The organism is Polyangium spumosum (assembly GCF_009649845.1).
Taxonomy (GTDB): Bacteria; Myxococcota_A; Polyangia; order Polyangiales; family Polyangiaceae; genus Polyangium; species Polyangium spumosum.
Map to the genome: position 1 here is coordinate 158,590 of NZ_WJIE01000009.1, position 26,569 is coordinate 185,158.

The 26,569-nt window shown below is 70.9% G+C and carries 19 protein-coding genes; 8 read left to right on the top strand and 11 right to left on the bottom strand.

Annotated features, from left to right (window positions below; all coding sequences use genetic code 11):
- Window positions 1–12: 12 nt before the first annotated feature.
- From GF068_RS28565 to GF068_RS28575, 4 genes are read right to left on the bottom strand one after another with little or no spacing between them, the layout of a single operon-like run.
- Window positions 13–1,260, bottom strand: coding sequence for a hypothetical protein (locus GF068_RS28565; protein WP_153822655.1), 1,248 nt, complete (start codon window positions 1,258–1,260; stop codon window positions 13–15).
- 40 nt (window positions 1,261–1,300) lie between these two features.
- Complete coding sequence (locus tag GF068_RS28570; RefSeq protein ID WP_170319733.1) at window positions 1,301–2,617, bottom strand: monooxygenase; 1,317 nt, start codon at window positions 2,615–2,617, stop codon at window positions 1,301–1,303.
- Between the two features lie 44 nt (window positions 2,618–2,661).
- Complete coding sequence (locus tag GF068_RS43755; RefSeq protein ID WP_170319734.1) at window positions 2,662–3,417, bottom strand: alpha/beta hydrolase; 756 nt, start codon at window positions 3,415–3,417, stop codon at window positions 2,662–2,664.
- 48 nt (window positions 3,418–3,465) lie between these two features.
- Entirely contained in the window at window positions 3,466–4,815 is a 1,350-nt protein-coding gene (locus tag GF068_RS28575) for an NAD-dependent malic enzyme (RefSeq protein ID WP_153822657.1), read from the bottom strand.
- 211 nt (window positions 4,816–5,026) lie between these two features.
- Between GF068_RS28575 and GF068_RS28580 the strand changes: the two genes are divergently transcribed.
- Window positions 5,027–5,275: a hypothetical protein gene (locus GF068_RS28580; protein WP_153822658.1), complete on the top strand. Its 249-nt coding sequence runs from the start codon at window positions 5,027–5,029 to the stop codon at window positions 5,273–5,275.
- Between the two features lie 150 nt (window positions 5,276–5,425).
- Window positions 5,426–6,259 carry an SAM-dependent methyltransferase gene (locus tag GF068_RS28585; RefSeq protein ID WP_153822659.1) on the top strand — a complete coding sequence of 278 codons (834 nt, stop codon included), beginning with the start codon at window positions 5,426–5,428 and terminating at the stop codon, window positions 6,257–6,259.
- Window positions 6,260–6,269: 10 nt separating this feature from the next.
- On the opposite strand, the gene GF068_RS28590 is transcribed toward GF068_RS28585, so the two are convergent.
- The 5 genes from GF068_RS28590 to GF068_RS28610 form a co-directional block, all read right to left on the bottom strand.
- Window positions 6,270–7,484, bottom strand: a complete 1,215-nt coding sequence (locus GF068_RS28590; RefSeq protein ID WP_153822660.1) for a GNAT family N-acetyltransferase — start codon at window positions 7,482–7,484, stop codon at window positions 6,270–6,272.
- Window positions 7,485–7,524: 40 nt separating this feature from the next.
- On the bottom strand, window positions 7,525–8,814 hold the full coding sequence (locus GF068_RS28595) for a matrixin family metalloprotease (RefSeq protein WP_170319735.1): 1,290 nt from the start codon (window positions 8,812–8,814) through the stop codon (window positions 7,525–7,527).
- Between the two features lie 83 nt (window positions 8,815–8,897).
- The gene (locus GF068_RS28600; RefSeq protein ID WP_153822662.1) at window positions 8,898–9,392 is read right to left on the bottom strand and encodes a hypothetical protein; all 495 of its coding nucleotides are present in this window, start codon (window positions 9,390–9,392) and stop codon (window positions 8,898–8,900) included.
- 34 nt (window positions 9,393–9,426) lie between these two features.
- Window positions 9,427–9,885, bottom strand: a complete 459-nt coding sequence (locus GF068_RS28605) for a hypothetical protein (RefSeq protein ID WP_153822663.1) — start codon at window positions 9,883–9,885, stop codon at window positions 9,427–9,429.
- Window position 9,886: 1 nt separating this feature from the next.
- The gene (locus GF068_RS28610) at window positions 9,887–13,333 is read right to left on the bottom strand and encodes a hypothetical protein (RefSeq protein WP_153822664.1); all 3,447 of its coding nucleotides are present in this window, start codon (window positions 13,331–13,333) and stop codon (window positions 9,887–9,889) included.
- 159 nt (window positions 13,334–13,492) lie between these two features.
- On the opposite strand from GF068_RS28610, the gene GF068_RS28615 reads away from it, so the two are divergent.
- From GF068_RS28615 to GF068_RS28640, 6 genes are read left to right on the top strand one after another with little or no spacing between them, the layout of a single operon-like run.
- Entirely contained in the window at window positions 13,493–16,039 is a 2,547-nt protein-coding gene (locus GF068_RS28615; RefSeq protein ID WP_153822665.1) for a penicillin acylase family protein, read from the top strand.
- A gap of 35 nt (window positions 16,040–16,074) precedes the next feature.
- A complete protein-coding gene (locus GF068_RS28620) occupies window positions 16,075–17,931 on the top strand; it encodes a hypothetical protein (protein WP_153822666.1) in 1,857 nt (618 codons plus the stop codon).
- A gap of 30 nt (window positions 17,932–17,961) precedes the next feature.
- Window positions 17,962–18,987: an AAA family ATPase gene (locus tag GF068_RS28625; protein ID WP_153822667.1), complete on the top strand. Its 1,026-nt coding sequence runs from the start codon at window positions 17,962–17,964 to the stop codon at window positions 18,985–18,987.
- The gene (locus GF068_RS28630; protein ID WP_153822668.1) at window positions 18,984–21,104 is read left to right on the top strand and encodes a hypothetical protein; all 2,121 of its coding nucleotides are present in this window, start codon (window positions 18,984–18,986) and stop codon (window positions 21,102–21,104) included. Before GF068_RS28625 ends, GF068_RS28630 begins: the two co-directional genes overlap by 4 nt.
- The gene (locus GF068_RS28635; protein WP_338046605.1) at window positions 21,101–22,318 is read left to right on the top strand and encodes an ABC transporter ATP-binding protein; all 1,218 of its coding nucleotides are present in this window, start codon (window positions 21,101–21,103) and stop codon (window positions 22,316–22,318) included. Before GF068_RS28630 ends, GF068_RS28635 begins: the two co-directional genes overlap by 4 nt.
- Window positions 22,315–24,042: an ABC transporter permease gene (locus GF068_RS28640; protein WP_153822669.1), complete on the top strand. Its 1,728-nt coding sequence runs from the start codon at window positions 22,315–22,317 to the stop codon at window positions 24,040–24,042. The genes GF068_RS28635 and GF068_RS28640 overlap by 4 nt, the downstream gene beginning before the upstream one ends.
- Before the next feature lie 3 nt (window positions 24,043–24,045).
- On the opposite strand, the gene GF068_RS28645 is transcribed toward GF068_RS28640, so the two are convergent.
- Window positions 24,046–26,025 (bottom strand): YfbK domain-containing protein, encoded by a 1,980-nt coding sequence (locus tag GF068_RS28645; protein WP_153822670.1) that lies wholly within the window; start codon window positions 26,023–26,025, stop codon window positions 24,046–24,048.
- Window positions 26,022–26,549 (bottom strand): RNA polymerase sigma factor, encoded by a 528-nt coding sequence (locus GF068_RS28650; protein WP_153822671.1) that lies wholly within the window; start codon window positions 26,547–26,549, stop codon window positions 26,022–26,024. The genes GF068_RS28645 and GF068_RS28650 overlap by 4 nt, the downstream gene beginning before the upstream one ends.
- Between the last annotated feature and the right edge of the window lie 20 nt (window positions 26,550–26,569).

Consider the following 26,569-nt stretch of genomic DNA (forward strand, 5'->3'; position numbering starts at 1 on the left):
GGCGGGCATCGATCACTTCTTCTTTTTCTTCTTTTTCCTCGGGGGAGGCGGAGGCCGCGTCTTTCCCGGCGCGGCGGGGACCCAGGGCGCGGCCCGATCGATCGGGCGGGGCGTATCGACGGGTAATGCCTTTTCGCCGGCGCGTTTGACCGTGAACGACGAATAAACGACGTTGTACATGTGGGCGCCGCCGAAATTCGAGAGGTCACCGACGGCCGCGACGCCGATCGGAATGCAGAAGAGGCTGCGGCGCTCGTCGTCGAGCTCGCTGTAGGGGATGAAGTTGCCCTTGTCGTCGCGCACGCCGCGCGTGTAGCCGCCGCCGCCGCCTTGCGACATCCCGTCCTCGATCGCCTGGGCGAGCTGCAAGATGATCTCGTTCGCGCAGATGGGCTTGATGATGCCCCTCTCCTTGGTCCCGGCCGGATACTGGACCTTCGACTCGATCTTCACGACGACGGTGACGCCCTGTTTGTCCGCGCCCATTTGCAAGGACCGCGCGGCGAGCTTGCCCTTCACGGATTCGGCGATGCCGGCCCAGCGGCTCGCGTCGCTGTCGTTGGTGCTGACGAGGCGCACGCCCTCGACCTTGCCTTGCCCGTCGAGCTTGACCTCGAACGTGGCGCGGGCGTCCTTGACGGCGGAGCCGCGGACGGCGTCGGCGAGGGTGGAGGAGACCACGCCGGCCGCGGGGACGTCGATGCCGGTGGATTTGTCCTTGTTGTGGAGGGTGCCGGAGAGGACGCGGCTCGCGACGTCGGATTCGACGGGGCGCGGCGCCTCGATGGTGGTGGGCGCGGGCCGCGCCGCCGGCGCGCCGGGCACGACGCCCGGGACGGCCCAGACGGGCGTGGACAAACCGGGCAGCGCACCCACGACGGGGGACGGCGGGGGCGCGCCGCCATATTCGTCCACGGGAGGGCTCGGCGTCGCGGGGGTGGGTTCGGGCGCGGGTTCGGGCGCCGGTTCGGGCGCGGCAGCCGCAGCGGCAGCGGGCGCGGCAGCGGCAGCGGCAGCAGGAGCGGGCGCGGAAGCGGCAGCAGGAGCGGATTCGGCAGCGGGAGCGGGCGCCGGCGCTTGCGTCACCGTGCCGGGCGGGCCTTCCGTCTCGATATCGACCGTCGTATCCGCAGGCGGCTCGACGCGGGGCGGGAGGAGCTCGAGCTCCGGCGTGGGCCTCTTCGGGGCGACGGCGAGGAAAAGCACGTGCGCGGCGAGCGCGACGGCGACCGCCCCGAGTTCGCGCCCCCGTTCCTTCACCACAGGCCGAGGCTAGCACGAGCGCCGGCCCTCGGGCACCTCACAGCGTGATGTAAAAGAATGCGATACACATCTCGTCCTCGGTCCCTTCGCCCTGGGTCGTCACCGTGTCGCGGCCCGTCGTGTCGTAACCGCAGGTGATCCGGGTCGTGCTGCCGCCCTTCACCTTCGGGGGCGTCTCGTACATCGAGAACGATTGCCAGTGGAAATCCCAGTTGCTCACCTCGACCAGGCATTGCTTCTGCCCATCGAGCTCGTTCTCCACGTACATCGTCTTGCCCGCCCCGTGCATGTGCGGCGCCACGCCCCACACGGTCACCTCGGGGATCTGCGCCGGGATCGTCTCCTCGTTCGTCACGGCCGTCATCGGCTGCCCCGGCGGCAGGTTGATCCCGTTCGCCGCGACGCGCTGGATGCTCGCCTCCTTGTCGACCGAATCGGCGACGACGGTCGCGATACGCGTCTGGTCGGGGAACGCGCCGCCCGCGAGGTTGTAATGGACCTGCACGACCATCTTGCGCCCGCCCGGCAGCCTCAAGCCCGTGCCCGCGGGGTAACGCGTCGGCCCGCCGCCCGGGGCCCAGCCCACGACGAACCGCGAGGCCGAGACGCCCGAGCCACCATAACACGTATACCCCGGGCCCGGCTCGGCGGCGTCGAGCGCTTCGGCCTGCGCCTCGGCCTCGGCCGTATCGAGCGCGAACGCGATCACGTGGTGGACGACACGAGGATCCCCCGGGAGGACCTCGTAAGCCGTGAGGAACTTGTCCGTGGGGATCCCCGGATCGACCACGAAGCAACGATAATCGTCGATCTTCGACCCGTCGGGCGTGTAGGTGACGCCCGTGTCGATCGTGAGGTTCGTGTCCGTGAGGCCCTTCGGCGGCTCGGGCGGCGGGGGCGCCTTCGCGAGGTCGCCCGGGGGCGCGCCGCCCTCGGCCCAGGCGGAGATCGTGGCGATCTCCTTGGTGGTGAGCCACCGGGCGTCCTGGAACTTGTTGCAATGGCCGCAGTTGTTCGGGTTGAAGGGCGGCATCTCGCGCGCCGTGGTGCGGTCCGCGATGAGGCCCGCGAGCGGGCTCGCCTGCTCGAACGTGAGCAGCGGGAAGGGCGCGATGCCGCCCTCCACGTGGCAATTCGCGCAGTTCTTCATCAGGATCGGCGCGACGTCCTCGGCGTAGGTCGGCGTCTGCGAGACAATCACCTCCACGCCGCACGTGGGATCGAGGACGGGGATGGTGGCGTCCGGAGGGATCTCCCCCGACGTGCCGGCGCCGCCGCCACCTCCACACGCGGCGGCGAGCACGGCGAAGAGGCCCATCGAGAGGGGAATCGCGAGGAGGGAGCAGGTGCGCATGCCACAGCAGACACCGGCGCGGCGCGTTTCGTAAAAGGAAAACGTCAGCGGCCGTTCAAGAAAGCGAGCGCCTTCTCGACCTGCTCGTCCGTCATCACGTGTCCGGCGCGGGGGCGACCGATCTCCAGGTGGGGCCAGCGCATTCGCTTCAGCATCTTCGCGAGCGCCTTCTGCTTGTCGTGCGAGGGATCCCCCGCGCCCCACGCGACCACGATCGGCGCGCGCCGCTTCGTCCCCTTGGCCTCCATCTCGTGGTACGAGGCGCCCGAGCCACCCGCGAAGAGCGCATACCCCGCCGCGTCGAGGCGATTTCGCATCGCCAGCGAGGTCGCGTAATAAGCGCCGTTCGAGAAGCCGAAGACATACACGCGCTCGAAGGGTTTTCCCGCGGCCTTCTCGAGCTCCGCGCGCGCGGCCGTCCATTCGGCGACGAGGGCGTCTTCATGCGCTCTCCGCGCGTCCATGCTCGTCGGCCAGGCCCACCACGACTCCATCGTCTTCGGCCCGATCCCGCGCTTGCCCCGCGGCATCATCACGGTATGGCCGTACGTCGCGCCCACCCGCGCGGCGTTGCGCTGCGAGTTCCATTGATCATTCGTATCGGGCTGGACGACGCCGTGCAGGTGGATGATCAACGTGCGCGGGCCGGGCGCGGGTTTTTCCGGGACGAAATAACAGACCTCGTTCGGCAGCGACGGGAGCTCGGCCGCGCACCAGCGGCGCGTGTTCTCCTCGGCGGACGCCGGACGCGGGCTACCCGCGAGGAGGGCGAAGACGAACGCGAGGGCCAAGCGGCGCATGGCCCGACCCTACCACGCCTCGCCCCCGGCAGGCACGTTCGTGTGGATTTAGGAGGGCTTGCGCAACGTCAAACGCGCCGTGCCTTCGAGGCCCTGCGCGCGCGCCGCCTCGACGACCGCCTCGCACACGGCCTCGTGCACGTGCGGCAGGAGCGGCGACGGGACGACCTCGCCTTGTTCGGCGCAGGACGCGATCGCGCGCGCCGCGGCGATACGCATCTCGGGCGTGATCGCGCGGCTCTCCACGGCGAGCGCGCCGCGGAAGAGGCCCGGGAACGCGAGCGCGTTGTTGATGCTGCGCCCGTCGCTGCAGAACGCCGCGCCCGCCGCCATCGCGTCCGTCGGCTCGATCTCGGGGTCCGGGTTCGACAGGGGGAAGATGACCTGGCCCGGCCGGATCCATTTCGGATCGATCAAGCCCGGTTTGCCCGTCGCCGCGATCACGATATCGGCCTCGCGCATCAGCGTCGGCAGGTCGACCGGGTGCGCGCCCAGGCCCTTCAGCCAGTTCATGGCCTCCTCCGACCGGTCCGTCACGAGCACGTCCCGCGCCCCGTGCGCCATCATCAGCCGGGCGATCGCGCTGCCGGCCGCGCCGAGCCCGATCTGCCCGACGCGCGCCTTCTCGAGCGAGACCCCCGTCATCTTGCAGGCGTTGAGCACCGCCGCCAGCGCCACCGTGGCCGTGCCGTGCTGGTCGTCGTGCATGACGGGCTTCTCGAGCCGCTCGATGAGCTCCTCCTCGATGCGATAACAATCCGGGATGCGGATGTCCTCGAGGTGAATGCCGCCGAAGGTGAGGGAGAGGCGCAGGACCGTCTCCACGAACTCCTTCGGATCCAGCGTGTCCACGAGGATCGGCGAGGCGCTGATCCCCACGAATTTATCGTAAAGGACGGCCTTTCCTTCCATGACCGGCAGCGACGCGAGCGGCCCGACGTTGCCGAGGCCGAGCACGCGCGTGCCGTTCGTGAAGATACCGACCGAGTTCCCGATCCCCGTGAGGTGCCGCGCGCGCTCGGGCTCACGCTCGATCGCCCGCGCGACGCGGGCCACGCCGGGCGTGTAGATGTAGCGCAAATCGCGCTGATGCCGGAGCTCGATCCGGCTTGTCATGTGGAGCTTGCCGCCCTTGTGCAGGTCGAAGACGCGGTCGATCGTGTCGAGGATCTCGACGCCGTCGACCTTGCGGACGGCCTCGATCACGCGGTCGCGCTGGCCCTCGTCCATGGTCTCGACGGTGACCTCGCGCAGCGTGTCGCTGTCCAGGCTGCGTAAGGTGGTGATGTCACCGAGCAGCCCGCCCTCCTCGGCGATGGCGGTGGCGAGGCTGGCGAGCTGGCCCACGCGGTGTTTGCATTTGACGCGAAGTACGGTGTCGAGGCTGGTCTTCCTCATGGGGGGCGCCGACCATACCACGAAGCGGAGCGAGTGGGAGAAGGGGGAACGCGGGCGGGCGGCAGGGCGGACGGAGTCGGGAGGGTCGGCAGAAAAATGACGCAGCTCACAGTTGCGTCCGAGCGTCCCCTGGTTGTAATCTGCGATCGAGCAAGGTCACGTGGGGTACACTCACGGGCCGACCTCCGCGTTTTTGACTCAGGAGTGTGATATGCAGACGAGCTTGCTGAACGACTTTCTCTCGGAGATGGTGCTCGACCCCGCGAAGCTCGCGGCGTACATCGTCGACCCGCAGGGGACGATGAAGGCCGCCGGGCTCGGCGCCGACGACCAGAAGGCCCTCGAGAGCACGGACCAGACCGCGATTCACGCCCGCATTGCGGACGGCGACGCGGCGGCGCGCGCGCACAAGGTCGGCACGGTGACCGATATTTACGCTTACGCGATGCAATTCGCGTAGCGTGCGCGCGCGGTCGTCAAGACCGGGGTACGCGGCGAACCCTGCGATGCAGTGCAGCGCAGGGGAATTGATGAATTCCGACCCGCTCGTGCCCGGCCCGCTCCACCCAGGGGCGAAGCCGGGCGTTTTCATTTTCGAGGAGGACGCTCGATGAACAAAGGCTCGCTCGTCGTCGTGGGGACGGGCATACAGACCGTGGGACACATCACCCCGGAGGCCATCGCCTGGATCAAATGGGCGGACACGGTCCTCTATCTCGTCGCGGATCTGGTCGCAGAGAACGCGATCCTGAAGATCAAGCCGGATGCCCAGACCCTCGAGCATCTGTACGAGAAAAACAAGCCGCGGTACTTGACCTACCGACAGATGATGAATCGCATGATCGATTCCGTGCGAAATGGAAACCGCACGTGCGTCGCGCTTTATGGCCACCCGGGCGTCTTCGCGTATCCGGCGCACGCCGCCATCCGGAAGCTGCGCGAGGAGGGGTACGAGGCCCGCATGTTGCCCGGCGTCTCGGCCGAGGACTGCCTGTTCGCCGACCTCAACGTGGATCCCGCGACGTACGGCTGTCAGAGCTACGAGGCGACGCATTTCGTGCTCACGCGGCGACGCCCCGACACCAGCGCCTCGCTCATCCTGTGGCAGCCCGACTCGTTCGGGCACGTCCTGTCGAGCCTCGACGTCCGGCAGAGCGCCATCGCCGTGCTGGCCGAGTATCTGGCGAAGTTCTACTCCCTCGAGCACCGCCTCTGCATCTACGAGGCGCCCATGTACATAGGCTGCGCACCCCGGATGGACTGGGTGAAGCTCGGCGAGTTCACCCAGGCCAAACTCACGCCCGCGAGCACGCTTTATTTCCCGCCGGCCGAGGTTGCCCCCATGGACCATGCGCTGGCGCAATCCCTCGGCCTGCCGTCGATGGCCCAGGTGCAGGAGGACCTCGCGCGCCTCGATGCGTCGCCTGCCGCGAAGGCGGAGTGACGCGCTCCCCTCAAAAAGCCTCGGGGCACCACGGCGCGCGGGTCGAGCGGAAGAGCCGATCGGCCCGCCCCGCCGCGCCCTCTTCGAGCACCTCGACGCGCCCCCCGTCGGCGAGCTGCGTGAACGAGATCCCACCGAGATAGGCCGACCCGAGCGCCTCGGCGGGCAGCCGCAGGTCCGGCGATTCGTTCGTCGGTACCGCGCGGCCCTCCGCGCCGTCGAGGCGGAATCGCCCCGTGTTCCAGGGGCAAAACGTATCCTCGATCTCGAGCACGATCGAATCCCGCGCCCCGTACGTGCGCGCTGCGAGCGCCGCGGGCACGTCCACGATACGCACCCACAGCGCGTCGTACGTGCTGAAATGCAGGCAGCGTGGCTCGGCGAGCAGGACGAAGAGAGGGTGATCGACGGGCAGGTTCGTCGCCGTTACCTGGCGCATGAGGTCGATGTCGAGGAGGTAACGCCAGACGGCGCGCGTGCCGGCGGGGCTCTGGCCGACGGCCTCGATGACGTTCAGGGTCCCGGCGGTGACGTGCCCGTCCCATTTGTGTTCGACGCGGTAGAGCGCATACGCCTCGGGGCGACCGTCGAGCTCGACGAACACGCGCTGCAGCGGGCCCTTGCCTGCGCGCGCCGCCTCGGGGTCGGCGAGGCGCCGCCTCTGCCACCACGCGGCGGAGCGGGAGGGCATTCCAGGGTGGAGCTTTCGGGCGCTGTCCCAGAGGGGCGGGAAGAGCTCGGCCGCCTGGGCCTCGGTGACGAGGCGGGCGCGGCAGGAGAGGGGACGCCGGTCGGCGAAGGAGGCCGCTGATCGCTCGAGGGAGATGTCGCCCGCGAGGGAGGCGAGCCCATAACCATACCGCCCATAGATGGGGCCTTCGGTGGTCCACAACGTGGCGATGGCCTGCTTGCGGGCGCGGGCCTCGTCGAGGTGCACGCGCATCATGGCCGAGAGGACGCCGCGGCGGCGGTGCGTCGGCATGACCCCGACCATGGTCAGGCCCGCGCAGGCGACCTCGCCGCCGCCGGGGACGCTGAGGGTGATCGACAACGCGCCGCCGCCGCCGACGACCGCGCCGTCTTCGTACGCCACGAAGCGCGTCTCGAATTCGGCCATGGGGCCGCGCGCGGGGGGCTCGGGTGGGGGGGTGATCCCGAAGGCCGTGCGGATGGGCAGGAGGAGGTCCTCGATGTGCTCGGGACCCACCAGGCGGACGTCGATCATGTGCCGACGTTATCACGCCCCGGGCGCGCGCTCGAAGGCCTCAGTGGCAGCAAGTCCCGCTCGCCCAGGCCACGCCGCCGCCGGACCGGTAGATCACCACGTTGCCGTCGTTCTGCACGGCGAGGTTCGCGAAGTAATTCGACGACCCGTTCGTGTTCGTGTCCCATACGGCATTGCCATTGGACTTGTAGATCACGAGGTTGCCGTCCTCCTGCATGATCACGCGGTCGCCGCCGTCGCCGTTCGTGTTCGAGTCCCAGAGCGCCTGGCTGCCCTTGTAGAGCACGAAGTTGCCGTCGCTCTGGAACTTGAGCTGGAAGCGGCCGTCGCACGACCAGACGGATTGCTCCGCCCCCAATCCCTGGCCGGCGTTCAGCCAGCCGCAGCCCGAGGGCGACGTGTACGCGCCGTAACGCGACCAGATGCCGGCGTGATCGTCGTAATTGAGCGAGGTGTCGTTGCCGCTGTAATAGGCGTACATGGTCGCGCTCGAGACCGTCGAGTGGCCGAGGCCGAGGGCGTGCCCGATCTCGTGCAGCGCGACCGTCTCCAGGTACGCCGACGACCAGCCCTCGGCGTCGTCGAAATGCACGTCGCCGCCGAGGCCGCCGCCGGGGGACCAGGCGTGGGCGAGCACGCCGCCCGAGCCGTCGAACGTATTGCTGGTGCCGCAACCATGGTCGCCCGTGTAGAACCCGAACGAGATGTTCTCGCCGGAGGTGACCTCGTTGAAGTTCAGGTTCGAGATGGAGGTCCACGAGCGAATGGCGTTCCAGAGCGCCGTGCGGACGGTCGACGCGCTGATGTCGGAGGTGTAATTCGCGAACTTGTACGTCAGGGTCGTGGACGACCAGGTCCCTCCGAGGTGCGAATAGGGGTCGATGTCGAGATCCCATCGCGGGACGACGCTCGGCGGGTCGTAATAATCGGGGTGACCGCAGCGGGGCATCTCCATGACCTTCTGCGTCTCGGCGTCGACGACGCCGGTCACGGCCAGGCCATTCTGGGCCTGGAAGAGGCGCACGCCCTCCTCGATCGCCTCGTCGAAGCGCGCTGGGTCGGCCGGCTCGCGCGAGACGGCGGGGGTCCAGCCGGGGAAATGCTCGGCGAGCTCCTCGTTCTGGTAATACCCGTACCGGCGAAGGTACTCGTAGACCGCCTTCACGTCCTGCCCCTGCGCGCCGAGGCCGAGGCCCGCGGATTCCATGGTGGTCTCGTCGCCGAGCGTCGTGATGTCGTCGGCCGCGCAGCCCACGAGGGCGAGCGAAGCAGCAGCGAGGGGCGCGAGGAAAAGAGCGAGGCGAGAGTCGAAGCGGTTCGTCGAGGCCATCTGAACATTCTCCATTGAGGGGGACGCGAGCTTCCTTCGCCTCTCACCTATCGCAACGGCCATGCCAGCTCGGCGGGACGCGGCTAACTGTCCGGAAGGATTGGGGGTCTTGGGGATCGAGGTGGAGGGCGAGCTCTCCGGGCGGGTGAGGGTTGAGGGCGCGGACCTCCAAGGGTGGAGGCTGGGACCACCAACCGGGTGGGCGGGGCGCGGGGCGCGGGGCGCGGGGGCACCACGACGTCGTCGTCGTCGTCTGCAATCACGCCGGCATCGTGTGCCGTCACACCCTCATCGTCTGCAACCACGACGTCGTCGTCTGCAATCACGCCGGCATCGTGTGCCGTCACACCCTCATCGTCTGCAACCACGACGTCGTCGTCTGCAATCACGCCGGCATCGTGTGCCTTCACACCGGCGTCGTCTGCAACCACGACGGCATCGTCTGCAATCACGCCGGCATCGTCTGCAATCACGACGGCATCGTGTGCCGTCAGACCGGCGTCGTTTGCAATCACGACGGCGTCGTCTGCAACCACGACGGCGTCGTCTGCAACCACGACGGCGTCGTCTGCAATCACGACGGCGGGACCCGCTCGGGCCCACGCCGACCGATCAGAACCGCCCCACCACCACGATCCCCTGCGTCTGCGCACTCACGACCGGCGCCACGGTCACCTTCACCGGCGCCGCGGCCGGGTGCAGCTCCGGGTTGATCCACGCGAGCGCCAATCCAAGAAACACCCCCGCCGCGCCGACGCCGAGCGACGTCGTCGCCGTACGCCCGTCCGCCGTCGCTTGCTCGCGCAGGCGGTAGCCCTCGGCGTCGCACTTGTCCGGATCCGACGTGAGGCAATGCTGCTTCAATGCAGCGGTCGCCTCGTCCGAGCGCGCCGCGTAAATGGCCCCCGCGACGATGGCGCCGACCCCGGCGCCGATCACGAGCGAGCCCGCGACACGAGGGCCCGTCCAGAAAGGAGGCGACGGCGGAGGCGAAGGCGCCGCGGGCGGAGGCTCGGCCGAGGCGATCGCGGGGAGGAGGAGTGCGGCGAGGAAAATGGGCAGGGGGCGCATGTCAGAGGTCGAAGAGCTCGTCGTCCTGGCCCGCGTCTTCCTCGGCGATCCGCGCCTCGGCGTGCTTGGCGACCGATTCGAAGAATTTTTGCTCGGGCGATCTCGGCGCCAATCGAGAGGCCGCCTCGCGGGCCTGCGAGCGCAGGAGCGCCTCGCTGCGGTCCGAGCGGATGCCCGATCGAGGCCGCGCCTGGCCCGTCACCACCGAGAAGAGCGCGCTGCGGACACGCTCGAAAGAGGCCTCGCCCGCCGCGTGCGCCCGCCGGAGCAGCGTCGCCACGAGCTCGAGGTGCGCGAAGAGGAAGGTCGGCGGCGCCTCTTCGAGCAGCGCGGAGACCGCGTCGAGCTCGGCCTCGCCGCCCTCCTGCACCCACTCGCTGAGGACCTCGATCGTCGGCAACGCAAAGGAGCGCGAGGCGTCGTGGAAGAGGCGCGCGGCATGGAAGCGGACCCAGCCGACGCGGGCCCGCGCGAGGTGGCGGACGCGGCGCAGGAGCGGGAGCCATTCGGGGGAGCGCGAGAGGCCCGAGAGGATCGTCGAGAGGCCCTCGGGCGGGAGAGGCTCGTACTCCTCGGCGACGGCGACGATGCCCGACGCGGCGCGCGCGATGCGCTCGATGAAGAGGCCCGTGACGTCCTCGGGCAGGCGCTTGCCCGCGTGGTGGAGGAAGCGCATCGTGGAGTGGCCGTCGAGGCTCCGCGCCGCGCCGAGGCGCGTGAGGAAGAGGATGATCTCCTCCTCGGAGAGGGCCCCCTCGGTGAAGAGGCCACCCGCGTCGAGGGCGCCGAAGAGGGCCTCGGCGACCTCGGGGCCCTCGGAGAGATCCACGCCGACGGCGAGGTCGACCGCGTCACGCGGGGAGGACCGCGCGAGGGTGCGAAGCGCGCCGAGCGCGGCGCGGCGGACGAAGCCGTCCCGATGGCCGAGCAGGTGCCGGAGCGCCTCGCGATCGCCGGGCAGGGGCTTTTCGACCCAGCGATGGAAGACCTGCGCGAGCGAGGCGCAGAGCGTGGGGTCCTCGCCCGCGACGATCCGCGCGACGAGGGCCTCGGCGCGATCGGGCGAGGCCTCGCGGAGCGCATGCAGCAAGGAGGCGACGTGCGGGCCGAGCGGGCTGTCGGGCGCGGCCATGACGGCCTCGCAGATCGCCGCCGCGGAGGCGGGGTGCATGCGGGAGAGGACGTGCAGGAGCAGGCGCGGCGAGCCGCTCTTGCCCGCGAGCGCGAGGGCCTCGAGCGCCGCGCCGAGCCACGCGGCCGTCTCCGCAGGCGGGCGGCCACAGGCGAGCATCTCGTCGACGACGGCGCGACACGTGTCGGCCGAGCGGCGCTCGGCGCCGCCACGCTCGACCTCACCCGAGCCAGGGATCTCGCTCGGCGGCAGGTCGATGAGGCCACGCTGCGCGGGCGAGCGTTGCGTGAGGGCCTCGTAGAGCCTGCGCTCGGTCGAGGTGGGCACGGCGCCCGCGGCGGCCTCGGCGGCGGCGCGGACCTCGGCGGAGCTCGCGCGCCGGGCCGCGCGGCGGAGCGCGTCGGCGACGGCGAAGTGCACGAGCGCGTCGGTCGAGCCCTCGGCCGCGGCGCTCAGCATCGTGAGGATCCCGAGGCGCTCCTCGTCGCGCCACCCAGGCTCCATCTGGTCGCCGAGCGAGAGGCCGGAGCCGTCGGCGAGCACGCGCTCGAGGCCGCTGACGCCGGAGAGAGCGGCGCGCCGGACCGAGGATTTGGCACAACGCGCGAGCGTGGCGAGGGCCTGCTTGCGCAAGGCGCGGCGGCGCTCGTCCGTGGGGCCGGCGTCGACGGCGCCGTCGGCGAGGAAGGTGTCGAGCACGTCGAGCGGCGAGTGCTTGTGCTCGTGGGCGTCGTCCGCGGCGAGCCAGCGATCCACGGCGTCGAGCAGGGCCTCGTGCACGCCGAGGGGGCGGGCCGAGGCGCGCGAGGCGAGCTCGCGCAGGACACGCATCGGGTGGTCGGGGTGCGGGCTCTGGAGGCGGAGGTCGTCGCGGCCGAGCTCCCAGAGCAGGTCGGCGGCGCGAGGCAGGTGCGCGAGGTGCAGGCCCACGCGGCGCAGGATCGCGGGCAGCTCGTAGAGCACGGAGGCCGCCGAGAAGAGGGCGCCCGCGCCGCGGGTGGACTCGCTCTGCGCAGGGGAGCGGAGGACCGCCGCGGCGAGGTCGAGCATCGCGGCCGGGTGATCCGAGGAGAGCTCACGCAGGCCGCCGAGGAGGCGGCATCGGTCGGCCGACGAGGCGGCCTCGACGGCGCCGCGGACGTGGCGGAAGAGGGCGGCGACGATCTCGGCGGCGGCGCCGTCGGGCAAGGAGGGTCCGTCGAGCTCGCCGACGTTGCGGAGGAGCGGGACGACGGCGTGCGCGCCGAAGCGTGACTCGAGGGCCCGCGCGCGTTCTTCGAGCGAGCCCGTGAGCGGGCCCGAGGGGCCAACGAGGGCGCGGTGGAGCGCGTGATCCGAGAGGGAGCCGGGCACGATCCGCGCGCCGTGCGGGCCACGCTCGACGACGCCCGCGGCCTCGAGTGCGCGGAGGGCCGAGACGAGGTCGCGGCGGCGACAGCCGAGCAGATCCCCCGCGCCCTGGAGGAAGCGCTCGTCCGAGGTGCGCACCGGCGCGAGGATCGCGACGAGCGCGAGCACGCCCGCGAGCAGCTTCGGGTCGCCCGCGGCGGCGGAGCGGAGCAGGAGCAGCTCGTGGCCCCGATCGAGCGCGCACGCGGCGAGCTCGCCCTTGCCGAGCGCCACCGGATGGATGGCCCCTTCCCGCACGAGCTGGCCCGCGAGCGTGATCACGAACGGATGCCCCTCGGCGAGCTCGGCGAGCCTCGTGGCGTGTTCACGCGCGTCGTCGCCGAGCACGTGCCGCGCGGTGGCCTCGGCCTCGGTCGGCGAGAGCGCGCCGAGCGCGGGCAGGACACGCACGGCGTCCGTCGAGAGCCCGACCTGCGCGAAGAGCGCCGAGAGGCGCGGCTGGCCCGCGGGGCGCGTGGTGAAGACGAAGCGCACGTCGCGGCGCTCGAGGGCCATGGAGAGCAGCGTCGCGGGCGCGGCCTTGCGGCCCGCGTCGTCGATCACGAGCAGGCAAGGGCCGGGCGGCAGGCGCGTGGTCGGCGGCGCGGTCCCGACGGTGACGTCGGTCGCGAAGCGGAGCATCGTGCCGATACGCTGCGCGGCGAGCGCGTCGGCGAGCGCGCAGAGCAGGCTCGTCTTGCCCGTGCCCGCGCGGCCTTCCAGCACGGCGACACGCGCGGGGCTGCGCGCGCTGGCGAAGTCGACGAGCGCCGCGAGGATCTCGGCGCGCCCGCCGAAGGGGAGCGTTTCCTGGAAGGGGCGGCCCGCGGCGAGCGCGGAAGCTTCGAACTCGCTCGGGCCGAGGAGCGCCACGCCGTGCTCGACGTGCGCGTCCGGAGGAGGGGGAAAGCCGAGGGTCGTCTCCATGGAAGTCGAGCGCTCCGCGACGCGGGCGCGCCGAGCCTACCACGGGCCACGCCCGGCCCGGTGAGGGAGAGCGCGCGATTGCGCGCGCAGAAAACCGGTGGGAGCGGAATGCGCGGACGCACCGGCCCTGCCGTGGCCGTGCGGGTGTAGGCTGGAAACATGCTTCGCCTCGCCCCACGCACCTGTGTTTTGGCCCTTGGGATTGGCTCGATCCTCGCCGGTTGCACCGAGCCGGACGCGACGAAGGCGCCCGCCGGACCACCGGCGCCGCTCGCCGACGTCGAGCTCGTCGTGGACGAGCTCGGCATCACCCACGTCTACGCGAGGTCCGACGCGGACGCGTTTTTCGGGGCGGGATACGCGATGGCGCGGGATCGGCTCTTTCACATGGAGCTCATGCGCCGGAGGGCAGCGGGGACACGCGCGGAGCTCGTGGGCGTGAAGGTGCTCGACGACGACGTGATGGCCCGGACGATGAACTTCACGAAGCTCGGCGAGGCCGACGAGGCGCGGGTGCGGGCCGAGCGTCCCGAGGAGGCGGCGCTCTTCGACGCGTGGACCGCGGGCGTGAACCTTCGAATCGAGGAGGTGCGGAGCGGCGCGGCGCCGCGGCCGTTCGGCATGCGCGAATCGGAGCTCGATTTTTTGCCGGAGCCCTGGGCGTCGCACGAGGCGTTCGCGGTGGGCAAGCTGCTCTCGTTCGGCATGTCGAACAGCCTCGATCGCGACATCCTGGCCACGGCCGTCGCGCGGATGGCGCCCGAGACGGCAGAGCGATTGCCGGTGCTCATGCCCGCGTTCGACGTGTTCCCGGGCGCGCCGGCGGGAGCCGGGGGCAACGCGGCGCCTGCGCCGGGCCCGTTCGGCCCGCCCGGCCCGCCGAAGGCCGACGCCGCGGCGTTCCCGCGCGACTACGAGCCGATCATGCGCGAGACGGCCTCGAACAACTGGGCGCTCGCGGGCAAACACACCGAGAGCGGCAGGCCCTACGTGTGCGGGGATCCGCATCAATCACTGACGAGCCCCTCGCGCTTCTGGGCCGTGCACATGAACAGCGCCGAGGCCGGCGGCACGCTCGACGTCGTGGGCTTCTCGTTCGTCGGCACGCCGACGGTGCAGCTCGGGCACAACGCGCACATCGGATGGACGGCGACGACGAACTTCGCGGACGTGATGGATCTGTGGGACGTCGCGCCCGACGCCGCGTACGAGAGCGTCTCGGTCGGCGGCGAGACGGTGCCGCTCGTCAAGCGCGACGAGGTGTTCCGGGTGATCGCGCCGGGCGCGAAGGCGGGGACGTTCGTGGACGAGGTGACGGTCGAGATCGCGGAGGTGCCGGGGTACGGCGTGATCCTGCCGGACGAGATGTTACCCATCCCGCGCCCGCTGCTCGCCGACGGGCGGCTGCTCTTCAACTGGACGGGCTTTGCGCCCTCGATGGAGGCGGTCGCGTACCTCGAGATCGACCGGGCGAAGGACATCGACGCGTTCGAGGAGGCGGCCTCGATCCTGGAGGTCGGCGCGGCGAACTTCGTGGCGGCCGACGCGAAGGAGATCGACATGTTCGTCCACGCGCGGGTCCCCGATCGCGGCGACCCGAGCGCGCGCCCGATGCCGTGGCGATCGATCACGGACCCCGAGGATCCCGCGAGTTACTGGACGCGCGGGGATCTGCCGGCGGACAGGATGCCGAAGCGGCGGGATCCTCCCGAGGGCTTTCTCTTCACGGCGAACACGGATCCGTTCGGCTTCACGCAGGACGGCGTGGTGGAGAACGACCCCTATTATTACGGCGCGTTCTACGCGAACGGCTTCCGGGGATACCGGATCGAGCAGGCGATCGAGGAGCTCGTCGCGTCGGGCGCGAAGGTCGATCGCGCGGCGATGGAGGAGCTGCAACGCGACGTGCGGAGCCCACTCGCCGATACGATCGTGCCGCTCCTGGAAGAGGCGCTCGCGAACGTGGAGGCGGATCCGGCGCTCGCCGCGTACAAGGGTCGGGCGGATCTCGTGGCGTACGCGGCGAAGCTCTCGGCGTGGGATCGAGAGATGCGGGCGGATCGCGGCGAGCCCGTGATGTTCAACGCGCTCGTCTGGTTCGCGGCGCGGCGCGTGTTCGAGAAGCCGATGACGTCGGCGCTCTTCGGCGCGATCCACGAGGCCTCACCGCCGTTTTTCCTGGGCATGCTGCACAACGTGCTCACGAACCGGTTCGCCGACGCCTCGTACTTCGCGCCGGACGGGGCGCGCGTGCTGCTGCTCGCGGCGCTCGACGAGGCGTCCGCGTGGATCACGACGCGCTTCGGCTCGATCGACGCGGACTTCGAGCTCGGCGACGTGCAAGGCGCGCTCTTCCAGTCGGACCTGCCGGGGAGCGCGTGGGACACGGAGCCGATGGCCGTGGGCGGCGCGTCGGACACGATCAACGTCGCGCCGACGCGGTTCTTCGACGGTAACGAGCCGGCCGCGTACTTCGAGTCGACGGAGATGTCGCTCTACCGCATGGTCGTGGGCTTCGCGGCGGACGGGACGCCCGAGGCCACGGTGAACTTCGGGCGGGGCAACAGCGCCGAGCCGGACAGCCCGCATTACGACGACCAGGACGCGGCGTGGACGAGCGTGACGTACGCGCCGCTGCCGTTCCGGCGCGCCGACGTGGAGGCCCGAGAGGAGTCGCGGGTGATACTCGCCGGCGGAGGCAAGTAGCGCCCGCGGCGGGCAAAAGGTAAAAAGAGGCTGCCATGAGCAAGCGCCCGCCTTCCCCCGAGGATCGCCCCTTCCGCGACGCGTTCCAGAGCTTCGCCGGTCGCGTGCGGCGGCGCCTCGCTTTCGAACGGATGCTCTCGGGCGCCGCGATCGGGCTCGTGCTCGGCGCGGGCGCGGCGGCGGCGGCGTGGCAGACGCGGCACGGCGCGCTGCGGCCGTGGATGGCCGCGGGCGGCGCGCTCGGCGCGGCAGCAGGCGCGATCGTGGCGCGGCGCAAGCGCTGGCGGGACGAGGAGGTCGCGCTCTTCCTGGACGGGCGCCTCGGCGGCAAGGAGTCGATCGCCACGGCGATCGAGCTCGACCGCGAGGACGAGCGGGACGATCCGGCGCGGGCCGTGGTGCTGTCGCAGGCGCAGACGGTGCTCGAAAAGGCGAGCCCGAAGGACGCGCGCCCGCGGTTCGTCCGGATCCATCACCTCGCGATCCCGCTCGGGCTCGCGGCGATCGGGTACATGAGCCTGCTGCCTTTGCCCGCGCTCCCGCCCCCGCCGCCGGCGCCGCCCGGGGTCGAGCAGGTCAAGCTCGCGGACATCAAGGGGCTCGACAAGATCATCGACCTCGCGAACACGAACGCGCGCGACGACGCGCAACGCAAGCGGCTCGACAAGATCGCCGAGGACGCGAAGAAGCTGCGCCAGAAGCTCCGCGAGGGCATGGAGAAGCGCGAGGCGCAGGCCCAGATCGGCAAGCTCAAGGACGCGATCACGGCCGAGCGCCTGTCGCTCGGCGACGGCGAGCAGCGGCAGGGCCTGGAGAGCGCGCTCGGCAAGCTCGCGGAGAACCCGGACCTCTCGGACGCGGCCAAGGCGCTCGGCGACAGGGACCTCGTGTCGTTCGACGACGCGATGGAGGACCTCGCGAACAAGCTCGAGAAGCAGGACCGCGAGCGCGCGAAGAAGACGCTCGAAGAGGCGGCCGAGGCCGCGCGCAAGCAGAACGCGCCGGACGTGGCCAAGGCGCTCGAGGAGCAGAAGAAGCGCCTCGAGGAGATGGCCAAGAAGAACGAGAAGCTGAAGGAGCTCGGCGAGGCGATCGGCGAAGGTCTGTCCGAGGACGCGAAGGAAGCGCTGAAGGATCCGGGCAGCGGCAAGGGCGGCTCGAAGGAGCAGCAGAAGCTCGCGGAGAAGCTCGAGGAGGCGCTGGGGAAGCTCACGCCCGAGGAGCGCAAGCGGCTCGCCGAGAACATGAAGAAGCGCGCCGCGCAGATGAGCGGCGAGGAGGCGCCGGGCGAGGGGCCGAGCAAGGAGCAGCTCGAGGAGCTCGCCGAAGAGCTCGGCTCCGAGGAGGGCCAGAAGCGGCTCGCGGAGGAGCTCAAGAAGATGGCCGAGCCCGAGCCCGAGGGCAGCGAGGAAGGCGAGCGGCAGAAGCGGCTCGAGGACGCGCAGAAGGGCCTCGGCGAGGCCGAAGGGCAGCTCGGCGGCGCGCCGATGCCGGTGCCGATGCCCGGACAGGGCGGGCCGGGGAACAAGCCCGGGTCAGGGAACAAGCCGGGCGGCAAGAACGGTAACGGCGGGCCGGGATCGGGCGGCAAGGACCAGGGGCAGCCGTTCGCCGGCCACAGCGAGGGCGGCGGGCCAGGCGATCACAAGGGGCAGACGGGCGTGGTGGATGGACCGGGCGTGAAGGCGCGCGCGACGGGGCCGATCAACAAGGGAAAGCCGATGCCGGGGCTCGTCATGGGACGGACGACGGGGCGCGCGGGTGAATCGGCGAACATCCAGGGGACGGGCGCGCTCGGGCAGGCGGCGGCGGGCGAGCTCGGGGCGATCGAGCGCAGCGACGTGCCGGAAGAGTACCGCGAGCAGGTCGGGCGCTATTTCCAGCCCAAGTAACGCCCATCCGCGGCTACGCTGCGCCTCGGCATGACGACGACGGGCGACTTTCAGAAGAGGCTCGAGCGAGCCCGCGAGGCGAGCGCGCGCCTCAAGGACGCGATCGGGCAGGTGATCGTGGGCCAGGGCGAGGTCGTGGAGCAGGCGCTCTGGGGGCTCGTGGCCGGCGGGCACGTGCTGCTCGAGGGCGCGCCGGGGCTCGGCAAGACGCTGCTCGTGCGCACGATCGCGAGCTGCCTCGACCTGAAATTCTCGCGCATCCAGTTCACGCCCGACCTCATGCCGAGCGACGTGACGGGCACGAACATCCTCGTGACCTCGGCCGACGGTTCGAGGCACTTCGCCCTGCACAAAGGGCCGATCTTCGGCCAGGTCGTGCTCGCGGACGAGATCAACCGCGCGACGCCGAAGACGCAGAGTTCGTTGCTCGAGGCGATGCAGGAGCACGCGTGCACGATCGGCGGCGTGCGGCACGCGATGGAAGAGCCGTTTTTCGTGCTCGCCACGGAGAACCCGATCGAGATGGAAGGGACGTACCCGCTGCCCGAGGCGCAGCTCGATCGGTTCCTGCTCAAGGTGATGGTGCCGAGCCCGACCGAGGACGAGATGACCGAGATCCTCGCGCGGACGACGGGGCAACCGAAGGACGCGCCGCCGAAGGTGCTCGATCGCGACGAGGTGCTCGCCATCCGCTCGGCGTGCCGCGACGTCGCCGTGGCCGAGCCGATCATGCGCTTCGCCTCGCGCCTCGTGCGCGCGAGTGATCCGACGACACAAGGCGCGCCCGACCTCGTGCGGCGCGCGATCCGCTACGGCGCGGGCGTGCGCGGCGCGCAGTCGCTCGTGCTCGCGGCGAAGGCCGTGAGCGTGCTCGAGGGCCGCGCGCACGTCTCGTTCGGCGACGTGCAGCGCGTCGCCAAGCCCGTGTTGCGCCACCGCCTGATCCGATCGTTCGAGGGCGAGGCCGACGGGGTCTCGACCGATCAGGTGGTCGACGCGCTCGTGGAGAGCGTGCCCGCTCGCCCGGAGAACGTGGAGCAGGCGATCCGTCGATGAGGCTCCGCGCGCTCTCGCTGGTCCCGATCCTCGCGCTCGTTTCGCTGCGAGCGCTCGCCGAGCCCGCGCCGAACACGGCCGCGACCTCCATCGAGCCGCTGCCCGCTCCGTCCGGCCCCACCGCCGCGCCGGGGCGCAGCGTGGCCCTCGAGGTCTCGCCGCTGCTCGGGTCGACCTCGCCGACGCCCGCGGGCTGGAGCGGCTTCCTCGTGCGGGTGCAGAACAACGAGGCGAAGCCCTTGCGGGGCGAGGTCGAGGTGCTCTCGCGGCTGCACTCGAACCAGCAGCGCTTCCGCGCGACGGCGCCCTTCGTCGTCGGCGCGGGGACGAGCGTGATCGTGCGGCTGCCGACGCACGGCAACGTCTACGGCGAGACGAAGGTCGTCGCGCGGGACGACGCGGGCAACGAGCTCGGCACGCACACGACGGCCGTGACGAACGTGCAGGAGGTCTTCCTGCTCGACGTGAGCGAGACGTCGCGGCTGAAGGGCGCGATCGGCGACGCGTCGATCTCGCCGCTCTTCTCGCCGTGGGGCGGCTACGGCACGTACGGCTCGGGGCCGCAGATCAAGGTGGGATCGCCGCGCTTCGATCCGGCGACGGGAGATCCGATCCTGCCCGATCGCGCCGCGCTCTACGCGCCTGCGTCGGCGGTGCTGCTGCGCTCGGACGTGCTCGTGAAGATCGGCGCGGCCGAGCTCGAGGCGCTCAGCGGGTACGTGCTCGCGGGCGGCACGCTCGCCGTCGCGCTCGCGCGGCCCGAGGATCTCAGGAGCCCCGTGCTCGCCGCCTTCGCGGGCGGCGAGATCACGCAGACCTCGCCGCACTCCGAGACGCTGAAGGAGCTCGTCCTCCCCGCGGCGCCCTCGAACGCGACGAAGGAGATCCCGTTCGCCGAGGCGCCGAGCGAGGAGATCGGCAAGGCGCTCGCCGGCTTCTCGGGCGGCAACCTGCGCGGCAGCCGTTACGGGGCCTCCGCGACGTATGGCCTCGGCGAGGTCCACCTGCTCGCCTTCGATCCCACGCGCAAGCCCACCGTGGACGACCCGTGGGTGCAGGGGCGCGTGCTCGATCTGACGCGCAGGGCCTTCGATCGGAAGAGCAGCGTCGTCTACCGCCAGGGCGGCTCGCCCGGCACGGTGGACCTCGATCGTGTGCGCCAGGAGCTCGATCCGAACGAGGGCTCGCGCTGGGCCATCGCGGTCGCGGCGCTCTTGCTGATCGTCTACGCGGTCCTCGCCGGGCCGATGAACTTCACGATGAACGCGAACAAGGGCAAACCCCTGCGCGCGCTCGTCTGGCTGCCGATCCTCTCGGCGGCCGCGTTCCTCGCCGTGGTGCTCATCGGCCTCGTCGCGAAGGGCCTCTCGGGCAGGTCGCGTCACCTCACGCTCGTCGAGGCGGGCGCGGGGATGACGAAGGGCACGGCGCGGCGGTGGCGCGGCTTCTTCACGCCTCGATCGAAGGACCTCACGGTCCGCACGAGTGACGGGACGAGCGTGGTCACGACCGCGGTCGTGGCCTCGCCGGCGACGATCGACGATCACATGCTCGTCGATCGCGACGGCGCGCGGCTCGTCGATCTCGCGCTCTTGCCCTGGCAAACCGTGGTCGTGCGCGAGGACGGGTTCGCCGACGTGGGCGAGGGGATCTCCATCGTGCACGAGGGCGAGCAGGACACGGCCGTGACGAACCGCAGCGGCCGCGATCTGCGGGCCGCGTTGCTCGTCTTGCCGGGCGTCACGCCGCGGTACTTCCCGATGATCAAGGACGGCGAGAAGGTGCTCGCGAGCGCGGGCAAGGACTGGAAGACCTCGACGCAGGGGGCCGGGTGGCTCCGGCAGGTCAGCGGCACGCGTCGCGCCGGATCGCTGGATCTGCACCCGCTCGGCTCGACCCACCTGCGCACGCTGCTCGAGCCCGACGCGCCCGGGCTCGGCGAGGCGTGGTGGGCCGTGGAGGACAGTGCGGGCGGGCTCGTGGACTGGTTCCCCGAGGACGTGCCGGTGCTGCTCGGTCAGCTCGACGGCGGCGAAGGCAAGACCTCGGACGCGGGCCTGAAGCTCGAGCGTGATCGGCTGCTCGTGCGGATCGTCGGATACGGAGGTCGGCCGTGAGCGAGCAGAGCGCGACGCCCGAGACCTGGGAAGAGCGATCCCCCGCGACCGCGGTCGAGCCGCCTGCCGTCGTCGCCGCGGCACCGCCCACGATCCGCGTGCGCCACCTCTGGCATCGCTACGCGAACCGCGACGTCCTGCGTGACGTGACCTTCGACGTCGGCGCGGGCGAGATCTTCGGCTTCATCGGCCCGAACGGCGCCGGCAAGACCACGACGATCCGCGTGATGGCCACGCTGCTCGAGCCGATGGCCGGGCGCGTGGAGGTCGACGGGATCGACGTCACGCTCGACCCCGAGGCCGTACGCAAGGTGATCGGCTACATGCCGGATCACGCGGGCGTCTACGATCGCATCACGGTGCGCGAGTACCTCGAGTTCTTCGCGGACTCGTTCCGCGTGCCCTCGATCAGCGTCGTCGACGCGGTCCTCGAGCTGACGGACCTCGGCAAGCTGCAGGACCGCCTCGTCGCCGAGATGTCGAAGGGCATGAAGCAGAGGCTGCAGCTCGCGCGCATCCTCCTGCACGATCCGAAGGTCCTCATCCTCGACGAGCCGGCGAGTGATCTCGATCCCCGCGCTCGCATCGAGATCCGCGATCTCCTGCTGGAGCTGCGCGGCCTCGGCAAGACGATCTTCCTCTCGTCGCACATCCTCACGGAGCTCGCCGACGTCTGCACCTCGATCGGCATCCTCGAGCGCGGCCGTCTCGTCGTCGCCGGGCCGATCCACGAGATCTCGGCGCGGCTCGAGGCGGTCCGCGCGGCCGAGGCGCACGGACATGCGCCGCCGCCGCGTTACGTGCCGCCGGGCGTACGCGCGCTCGTGCCCGCGCAGGCCGCGCAAGCCGCCGCGCCCGATCCCAGCGCGCCCGTGCCCATGCCGCCGGCGGGCGTGCCTCTCGTCGCGCCTCCGGGGCCGCTCCCGACGGCCGCGCCCGCGCCGCTCCCGCAGGCGCCGAGCGTGCGTCGGGTGAAGCTACGCGTGCTCGGCAACCCCGAGGCGGCCGCGTATTTCCTGCGCGGCGGGCCCGGGATCGTCGAGGTCACGGTCATGGGCGGCGTCGTGCACGTGGGCTACACGGGCACGGAGACGAAGATCGCGGAGATGGTGACCCACCTCGTGCACCGCAACATCGGCATCGTCGGCGTGGAGCCGGAGAGAAACGAGCTCGAGCGGATCTTCCTCGAGGTCACGCGCGGAGACGTCCAATGAGCGCGCAGACCGGCACCCAAGCGCCCGCGGGCTCCGCCTCGCGCCTGCGCCGCCTGCTCGACGATCCGAACCCGATCTGGATCCGCGAGCTGCGCCAGTCCGCGCGCCTCGTCCGCACGCCGATCATCCTCTGCGTGCTCTCGATCCTGGCCACGCTGGCGATCGCCGCGATCGGCGGCCTGGTCTCGATCAACGAGAGCCCCGCGACCACGGGTTACGTCCTCTTCCAGGTCTTCTTCTCGCTCGCGTACTTCGTGGTCACGTTCGTCGGGCCCGCGGTCGCGGCGAACGCGATCGCCTCGGAGCGCGAGGGCCGCACGTGGGAGGCCGTGATCCTCACGGGCCTGCGGCCTGCCGTCATCGCGCGTGGAAAGTTCCTCGCTGCGTACACGGCGATCAGCATGTACGTCGTGATGCTGGCGCCCGTCGGCGCGCTGCCGTTCCTCTTCGGCGGCGTCACGGCGACGGAGACGATCGTCGCGTTCCTCTTCCTGTTCCTCATCGCCGGCCTCGCGGTCGCCTTCGGGCTCGCGGTCAGCTCGAAGATGAACAGCCTGCGCGCCGCGCTCGTGGTCACCTTGATCTGCGCGGTGATCGCCTCGCTCAACGTCTACGGCTGGTTCGGCGCGGGGCTCTCGGTCGCCGCGCATCACGCCTGGCCCGGCGTGCCGGAGGGTCCTCCCGTCTGGTTGCCCACGGCGTACGCGCGCGCGCCCTTCGATCTCACGTACGTCCTCTGCCTGATCGTCCTGCCGATCGTGGCGACGGCGATCCCTGCGTGGTTCCTCTACGAGGTCACGATCGCCAACCTCACGAGCGTCACCGACGATCGCTCGACGGGCCTGAAGCGCTGGTTCCTCGTGGCCGCGCCGGTCTCCGCGATCTGCGCCGGCGCGCCCATGGCGGCGGTGGATCCGCGCGACGTCGACGAGATCGCGGTCGCCGGCATCTGCGCGTTGCTCGTGTTCTTGATGTTCTCGGTCTACCTCTTCCTCGGCGACTCGCTCGGGCCCTCGCGGCGCGTGCGCTTGCACTGGGACAGGCAGGGCGTGCGCCGCTTCAAGCGCTTGCTCGGGCCGGGCATCCTCGGCACGTCGATGATGCAGCTCGGCGTGGGCGGGGCGGCGCTCGGCCTGGTGATCGGGGCGGGGATCATCGTCCAGTCGGTGGTCCGGGCGAGTCACGGGGGCGACCTCGGGGACATCCTCCTCGTCGGGCTCTACGCGGCCGCGTTTTACCTGTTCTCCGTGGGGTTCGGCGCGTTCTTGCGGGCGCGGTCGAGCACGCCGCTGCTCTCGCGGGTGCTCTTGCTCGCGGTGCATTTCCTGGTCGCCGTGGGGCCGTGGGTCGTGGCGGCGATCGCGGGCATCTTCGCGTCGCCGTCCGGGCGCGGCGCGCTCATCGTGGCGGCGCCGTCGCCGCTTTACGTCTTCGTCGCGATCGACGCGATCGGCAAGACGGGCGAGGAGCTGCTCATCGTGGCCTCGGTGATCGCCTCGGCCGCGTGGGGCCTCTTCGGGATCCTGTTCCTCACCCTCGCGCGGAGCCGGGTGAACCGCGTCATCGCGGCGCACGAGGCCGCGCTCGGCGAGAGTGATCGGATCCTCGCCGAGGAGGACGCCGCGGCGGTGCGCGCGATGGAGGAAGCGGCGGCGCGAGCGGCCGCGCCTGCGCCTGCGCCCGCCCCGGAGCCCGAGCCCGAGCCCGAGCCCCAGGCGGGCTGATCCTCAGAGCTCACTGCAGAGCGGATCCCCCGGGGCGCACCCCCTTCGTGGCGCGGAGCTCGCCGGGCGGGGCGATGTCCCGGGGCTGAGCTCCAGGAGCTCGAGCAGGTCCACGAAGCGGGCCCGCTGCCCGCCGGGGTCCGCGCCGAGGTTTTTCCTGGCCATCGCCCTCACGTCCGCGAGCGTCACGTCCCCCTTGAACGGCGAATCTCGCAGGATCAACCCGAACGCCGCCACCGACGCCGCGAACCCGAAATCCGCGCTCGTCTCCCGATACCCCTCGTCGAGCAGCGGCACCTCGACCTCGCGGCTCGTTTGTCCCGACGCATCCTTGTACCGGACCCGCAGCGTCAACAGATACGGCGTGCGTGGCGCCTCCGAGCCGCCCGAGGTGTCGGGCCTGGGTTCGAGCTCGTAGAGCGCCGTCACCGCCTGCCCGGCGTAGAGGTCGACCGGGCCTTTCCACGCATCCAGAAACTCGCGCTCCGGGCCAGTCCGATCCTCGTTGCCGATCAGCCGGAACGATCGCACCCATACCGGATCGAAATCGACCTCGACCCGCACGTCCCTCGCGAGCGGCGCGCGTGTCCCCAGCGCCTCCTCGACCAGCTTGCGCGCGTCGTCCGGCCCCGTGATCGCTGCGAAGCCTCCCTTTCCCTCCTCGGCCAGGCGCTTCAGGGTTTGTCCGGCCGGTCCATCCATCGGGCCGAAGCCGAGCGTCGTCAGGGTGATGCCTGCCTTCGCCTTCTCCCGGACCGTGGCCGCGAGCCCGCTCTCCGCCGGATCGGCCGTGAAATGGTCGTCCGTCGCCAGGAAGACCCGGTTCACGCCGTCGACGAAATGCGCCTGTGCCTGCGCGAGGGCTCGCTGGATGAAATCGCCGGAGGGGGCGGCGTCGCTCGGCTTGAACTTGTCGATGGCGTCGAGGATCCGGCTTTTGTCGTCGCCCGGCGTCGGCGGCAGCCAAGGCTCCTGCGAGGCGCCTCTGTGCGCGAGGATCGTCAGCCGATCCTGCGCGTCGAGCCGCGAGGCCAGCCTGCGCAGGGCGGCCTGGAGCAATGAAAGTTTGTCCGGGTGATTCACGAAGGCCGGCGAATCGTCGATCACGAAGACCAGGTTCGCCCGGGGGCGGCTCGCCGGATCGATCGGCGCTGTCTTCAACGCGAGGCGCACGAGCCTGTGCGAAGGCGCCCACGGCGCCCGGTCGACCTCGGCGCGCGCGGCGAGCGGCTCGTCTCCGCTCGGGAGCGGGTCGTCGTAGGCGAATGCATTGACGAGCTCGTCGACACGCACGAGGTCCTTCGGCGGGCGGCGCGCGGCCTCCTCGATGAACCGCTCGACGAGCGAATACGAGACCGTGTCCACGTCGAGCGGGAACGTCGTGCGAGCGATGCTCGTCGTGTAGACGAACGGGTTCTCGTCGGCCCTCGGCCTCGATCGCGCGGTCAACCTGCGGAGCGCGGGGACCTTGAAGCCACCCGCGGCGGCCTTCCGCGCCCGCTCCTCCTGGAGATGCCGCAATCGCTCGCGACGCTCGACCGGGTCGACGTTCACGTTTTTCGCGTCCTTCGCGTCTTGCTTTCGGCGCTCCTTCTCCTTCGCGTGCTCCCGCGCCTCGAAGGCCGCCATGTCCTGCATGGCCTGGAGCCTCGCCTCCTCCCTTTCCCGATGAAAGTGCATGACCCCGAGCGGGATCGCCGCGGCCGCGACGGCCGCCGCCGCGAGCAGCGTCCATCGAAGGATACGTCTTTCCTTCCGGCGCGTGGCTCGCTCCACCACGCGCCGATGCCCGTCCGAGAGCTCCGCGGGCGCCCGCTCCGCGAGCCCGTCGCGGAGCAGATCGGTCGTCGCCTGCAAGGCCTCGACCTCCGCGCGGATCTCCGGATCGGCCCCGATCTCCGCCGAAAGCGCGCGTCTTTTGTCCTCGTCGAGCTCGCCGAGCACGTAGGAGGCGAGGCGCGGATCCTCTTTCGAGAGCGTCATCGACTCCTCCTCCCGGCCGCGTGGTCTTTCTTCTCCATTTGCTCGCGCAACGCGCGCAGGGCCGTATGCAACAGAAAACCCACGTTCGAGGCGCTCGTCCCGAGCACCTCCGCGATCTCCTGGTAGCTCAGGTCGCCGCTGAATTTGAGTAATACCGCCTCGCGTTGTCGCTCCGGCAGGGTATCGAGCGCGCCGAGGACACGGCGCATCGCGTCCCTGCGCTCGAGCGCCTCCGAGGGCCCGGGTTGATCGTCTCGCATGACCTCGTCCACCTCCGCCACGCTCTCGACGTGTCGTTTGTCGCGCCGCACGTCGAGGGCCCGGTTGCGGCAGACGGTGAAGAGCCAGGCCCGAAGGTGCGGCTCCACCGCCGCCCGGTCCTGGTCGCACAAGCGCAGGAACGTGTCCTGCACCACGTCGGCCGCCTGTGCGGATCCCACGATCGCCGCCGCGTAACGGAGCAAAGGCGCTTCGTAACGCGAGAGCGCGAGGAGGACCCAGTGGCTCGTTGGTTCGCTCGGCATGGGCGCGAAGAGCGTGTCGT

Excerpts from the sequence above, each read along its gene's own strand:
- GF068_RS28650 (WP_153822671.1), bottom strand. The coding sequence starts at position 26,549 with ATGCCGAGCGAACCAACGAGCCACTGGGTCCTCCTCGCGCTCTCGCGT.
- GF068_RS28615 (WP_153822665.1), top strand. The coding sequence starts at position 13,493 with ATGCTTCGCCTCGCCCCACGCACCTGTGTTTTGGCCCTTGGGATTGGC.
- GF068_RS43755 (WP_170319734.1), bottom strand. The coding sequence starts at position 3,417 with ATGCGCCGCTTGGCCCTCGCGTTCGTCTTCGCCCTCCTCGCGGGTAGC.
- GF068_RS28590 (WP_153822660.1), bottom strand. The coding sequence starts at position 7,484 with ATGATCGACGTCCGCCTGGTGGGTCCCGAGCACATCGAGGACCTCCTC.
- GF068_RS28645 (WP_153822670.1), bottom strand. The coding sequence starts at position 26,025 with ATGACGCTCTCGAAAGAGGATCCGCGCCTCGCCTCCTACGTGCTCGGC.
- GF068_RS28580 (WP_153822658.1), top strand. The coding sequence starts at position 5,027 with ATGCAGACGAGCTTGCTGAACGACTTTCTCTCGGAGATGGTGCTCGAC.
- GF068_RS28575 (WP_153822657.1), bottom strand. The coding sequence starts at position 4,815 with ATGAGGAAGACCAGCCTCGACACCGTACTTCGCGTCAAATGCAAACAC.
- GF068_RS28640 (WP_153822669.1), top strand. The coding sequence starts at position 22,315 with ATGAGCGCGCAGACCGGCACCCAAGCGCCCGCGGGCTCCGCCTCGCGC.
- GF068_RS28585 (WP_153822659.1), top strand. The coding sequence starts at position 5,426 with ATGAACAAAGGCTCGCTCGTCGTCGTGGGGACGGGCATACAGACCGTG.
- GF068_RS28570 (WP_170319733.1), bottom strand. The coding sequence starts at position 2,617 with ATGCGCACCTGCTCCCTCCTCGCGATTCCCCTCTCGATGGGCCTCTTC.
- GF068_RS28610 (WP_153822664.1), bottom strand. The coding sequence starts at position 13,333 with ATGGAGACGACCCTCGGCTTTCCCCCTCCTCCGGACGCGCACGTCGAG.
- GF068_RS28630 (WP_153822668.1), top strand. The coding sequence starts at position 18,984 with ATGAGGCTCCGCGCGCTCTCGCTGGTCCCGATCCTCGCGCTCGTTTCG.
- GF068_RS28625 (WP_153822667.1), top strand. The coding sequence starts at position 17,962 with ATGACGACGACGGGCGACTTTCAGAAGAGGCTCGAGCGAGCCCGCGAG.
- GF068_RS28605 (WP_153822663.1), bottom strand. The coding sequence starts at position 9,885 with ATGCGCCCCCTGCCCATTTTCCTCGCCGCACTCCTCCTCCCCGCGATC.
- GF068_RS28595 (WP_170319735.1), bottom strand. The coding sequence starts at position 8,814 with ATGGCCTCGACGAACCGCTTCGACTCTCGCCTCGCTCTTTTCCTCGCG.
- GF068_RS28620 (WP_153822666.1), top strand. The coding sequence starts at position 16,075 with ATGAGCAAGCGCCCGCCTTCCCCCGAGGATCGCCCCTTCCGCGACGCG.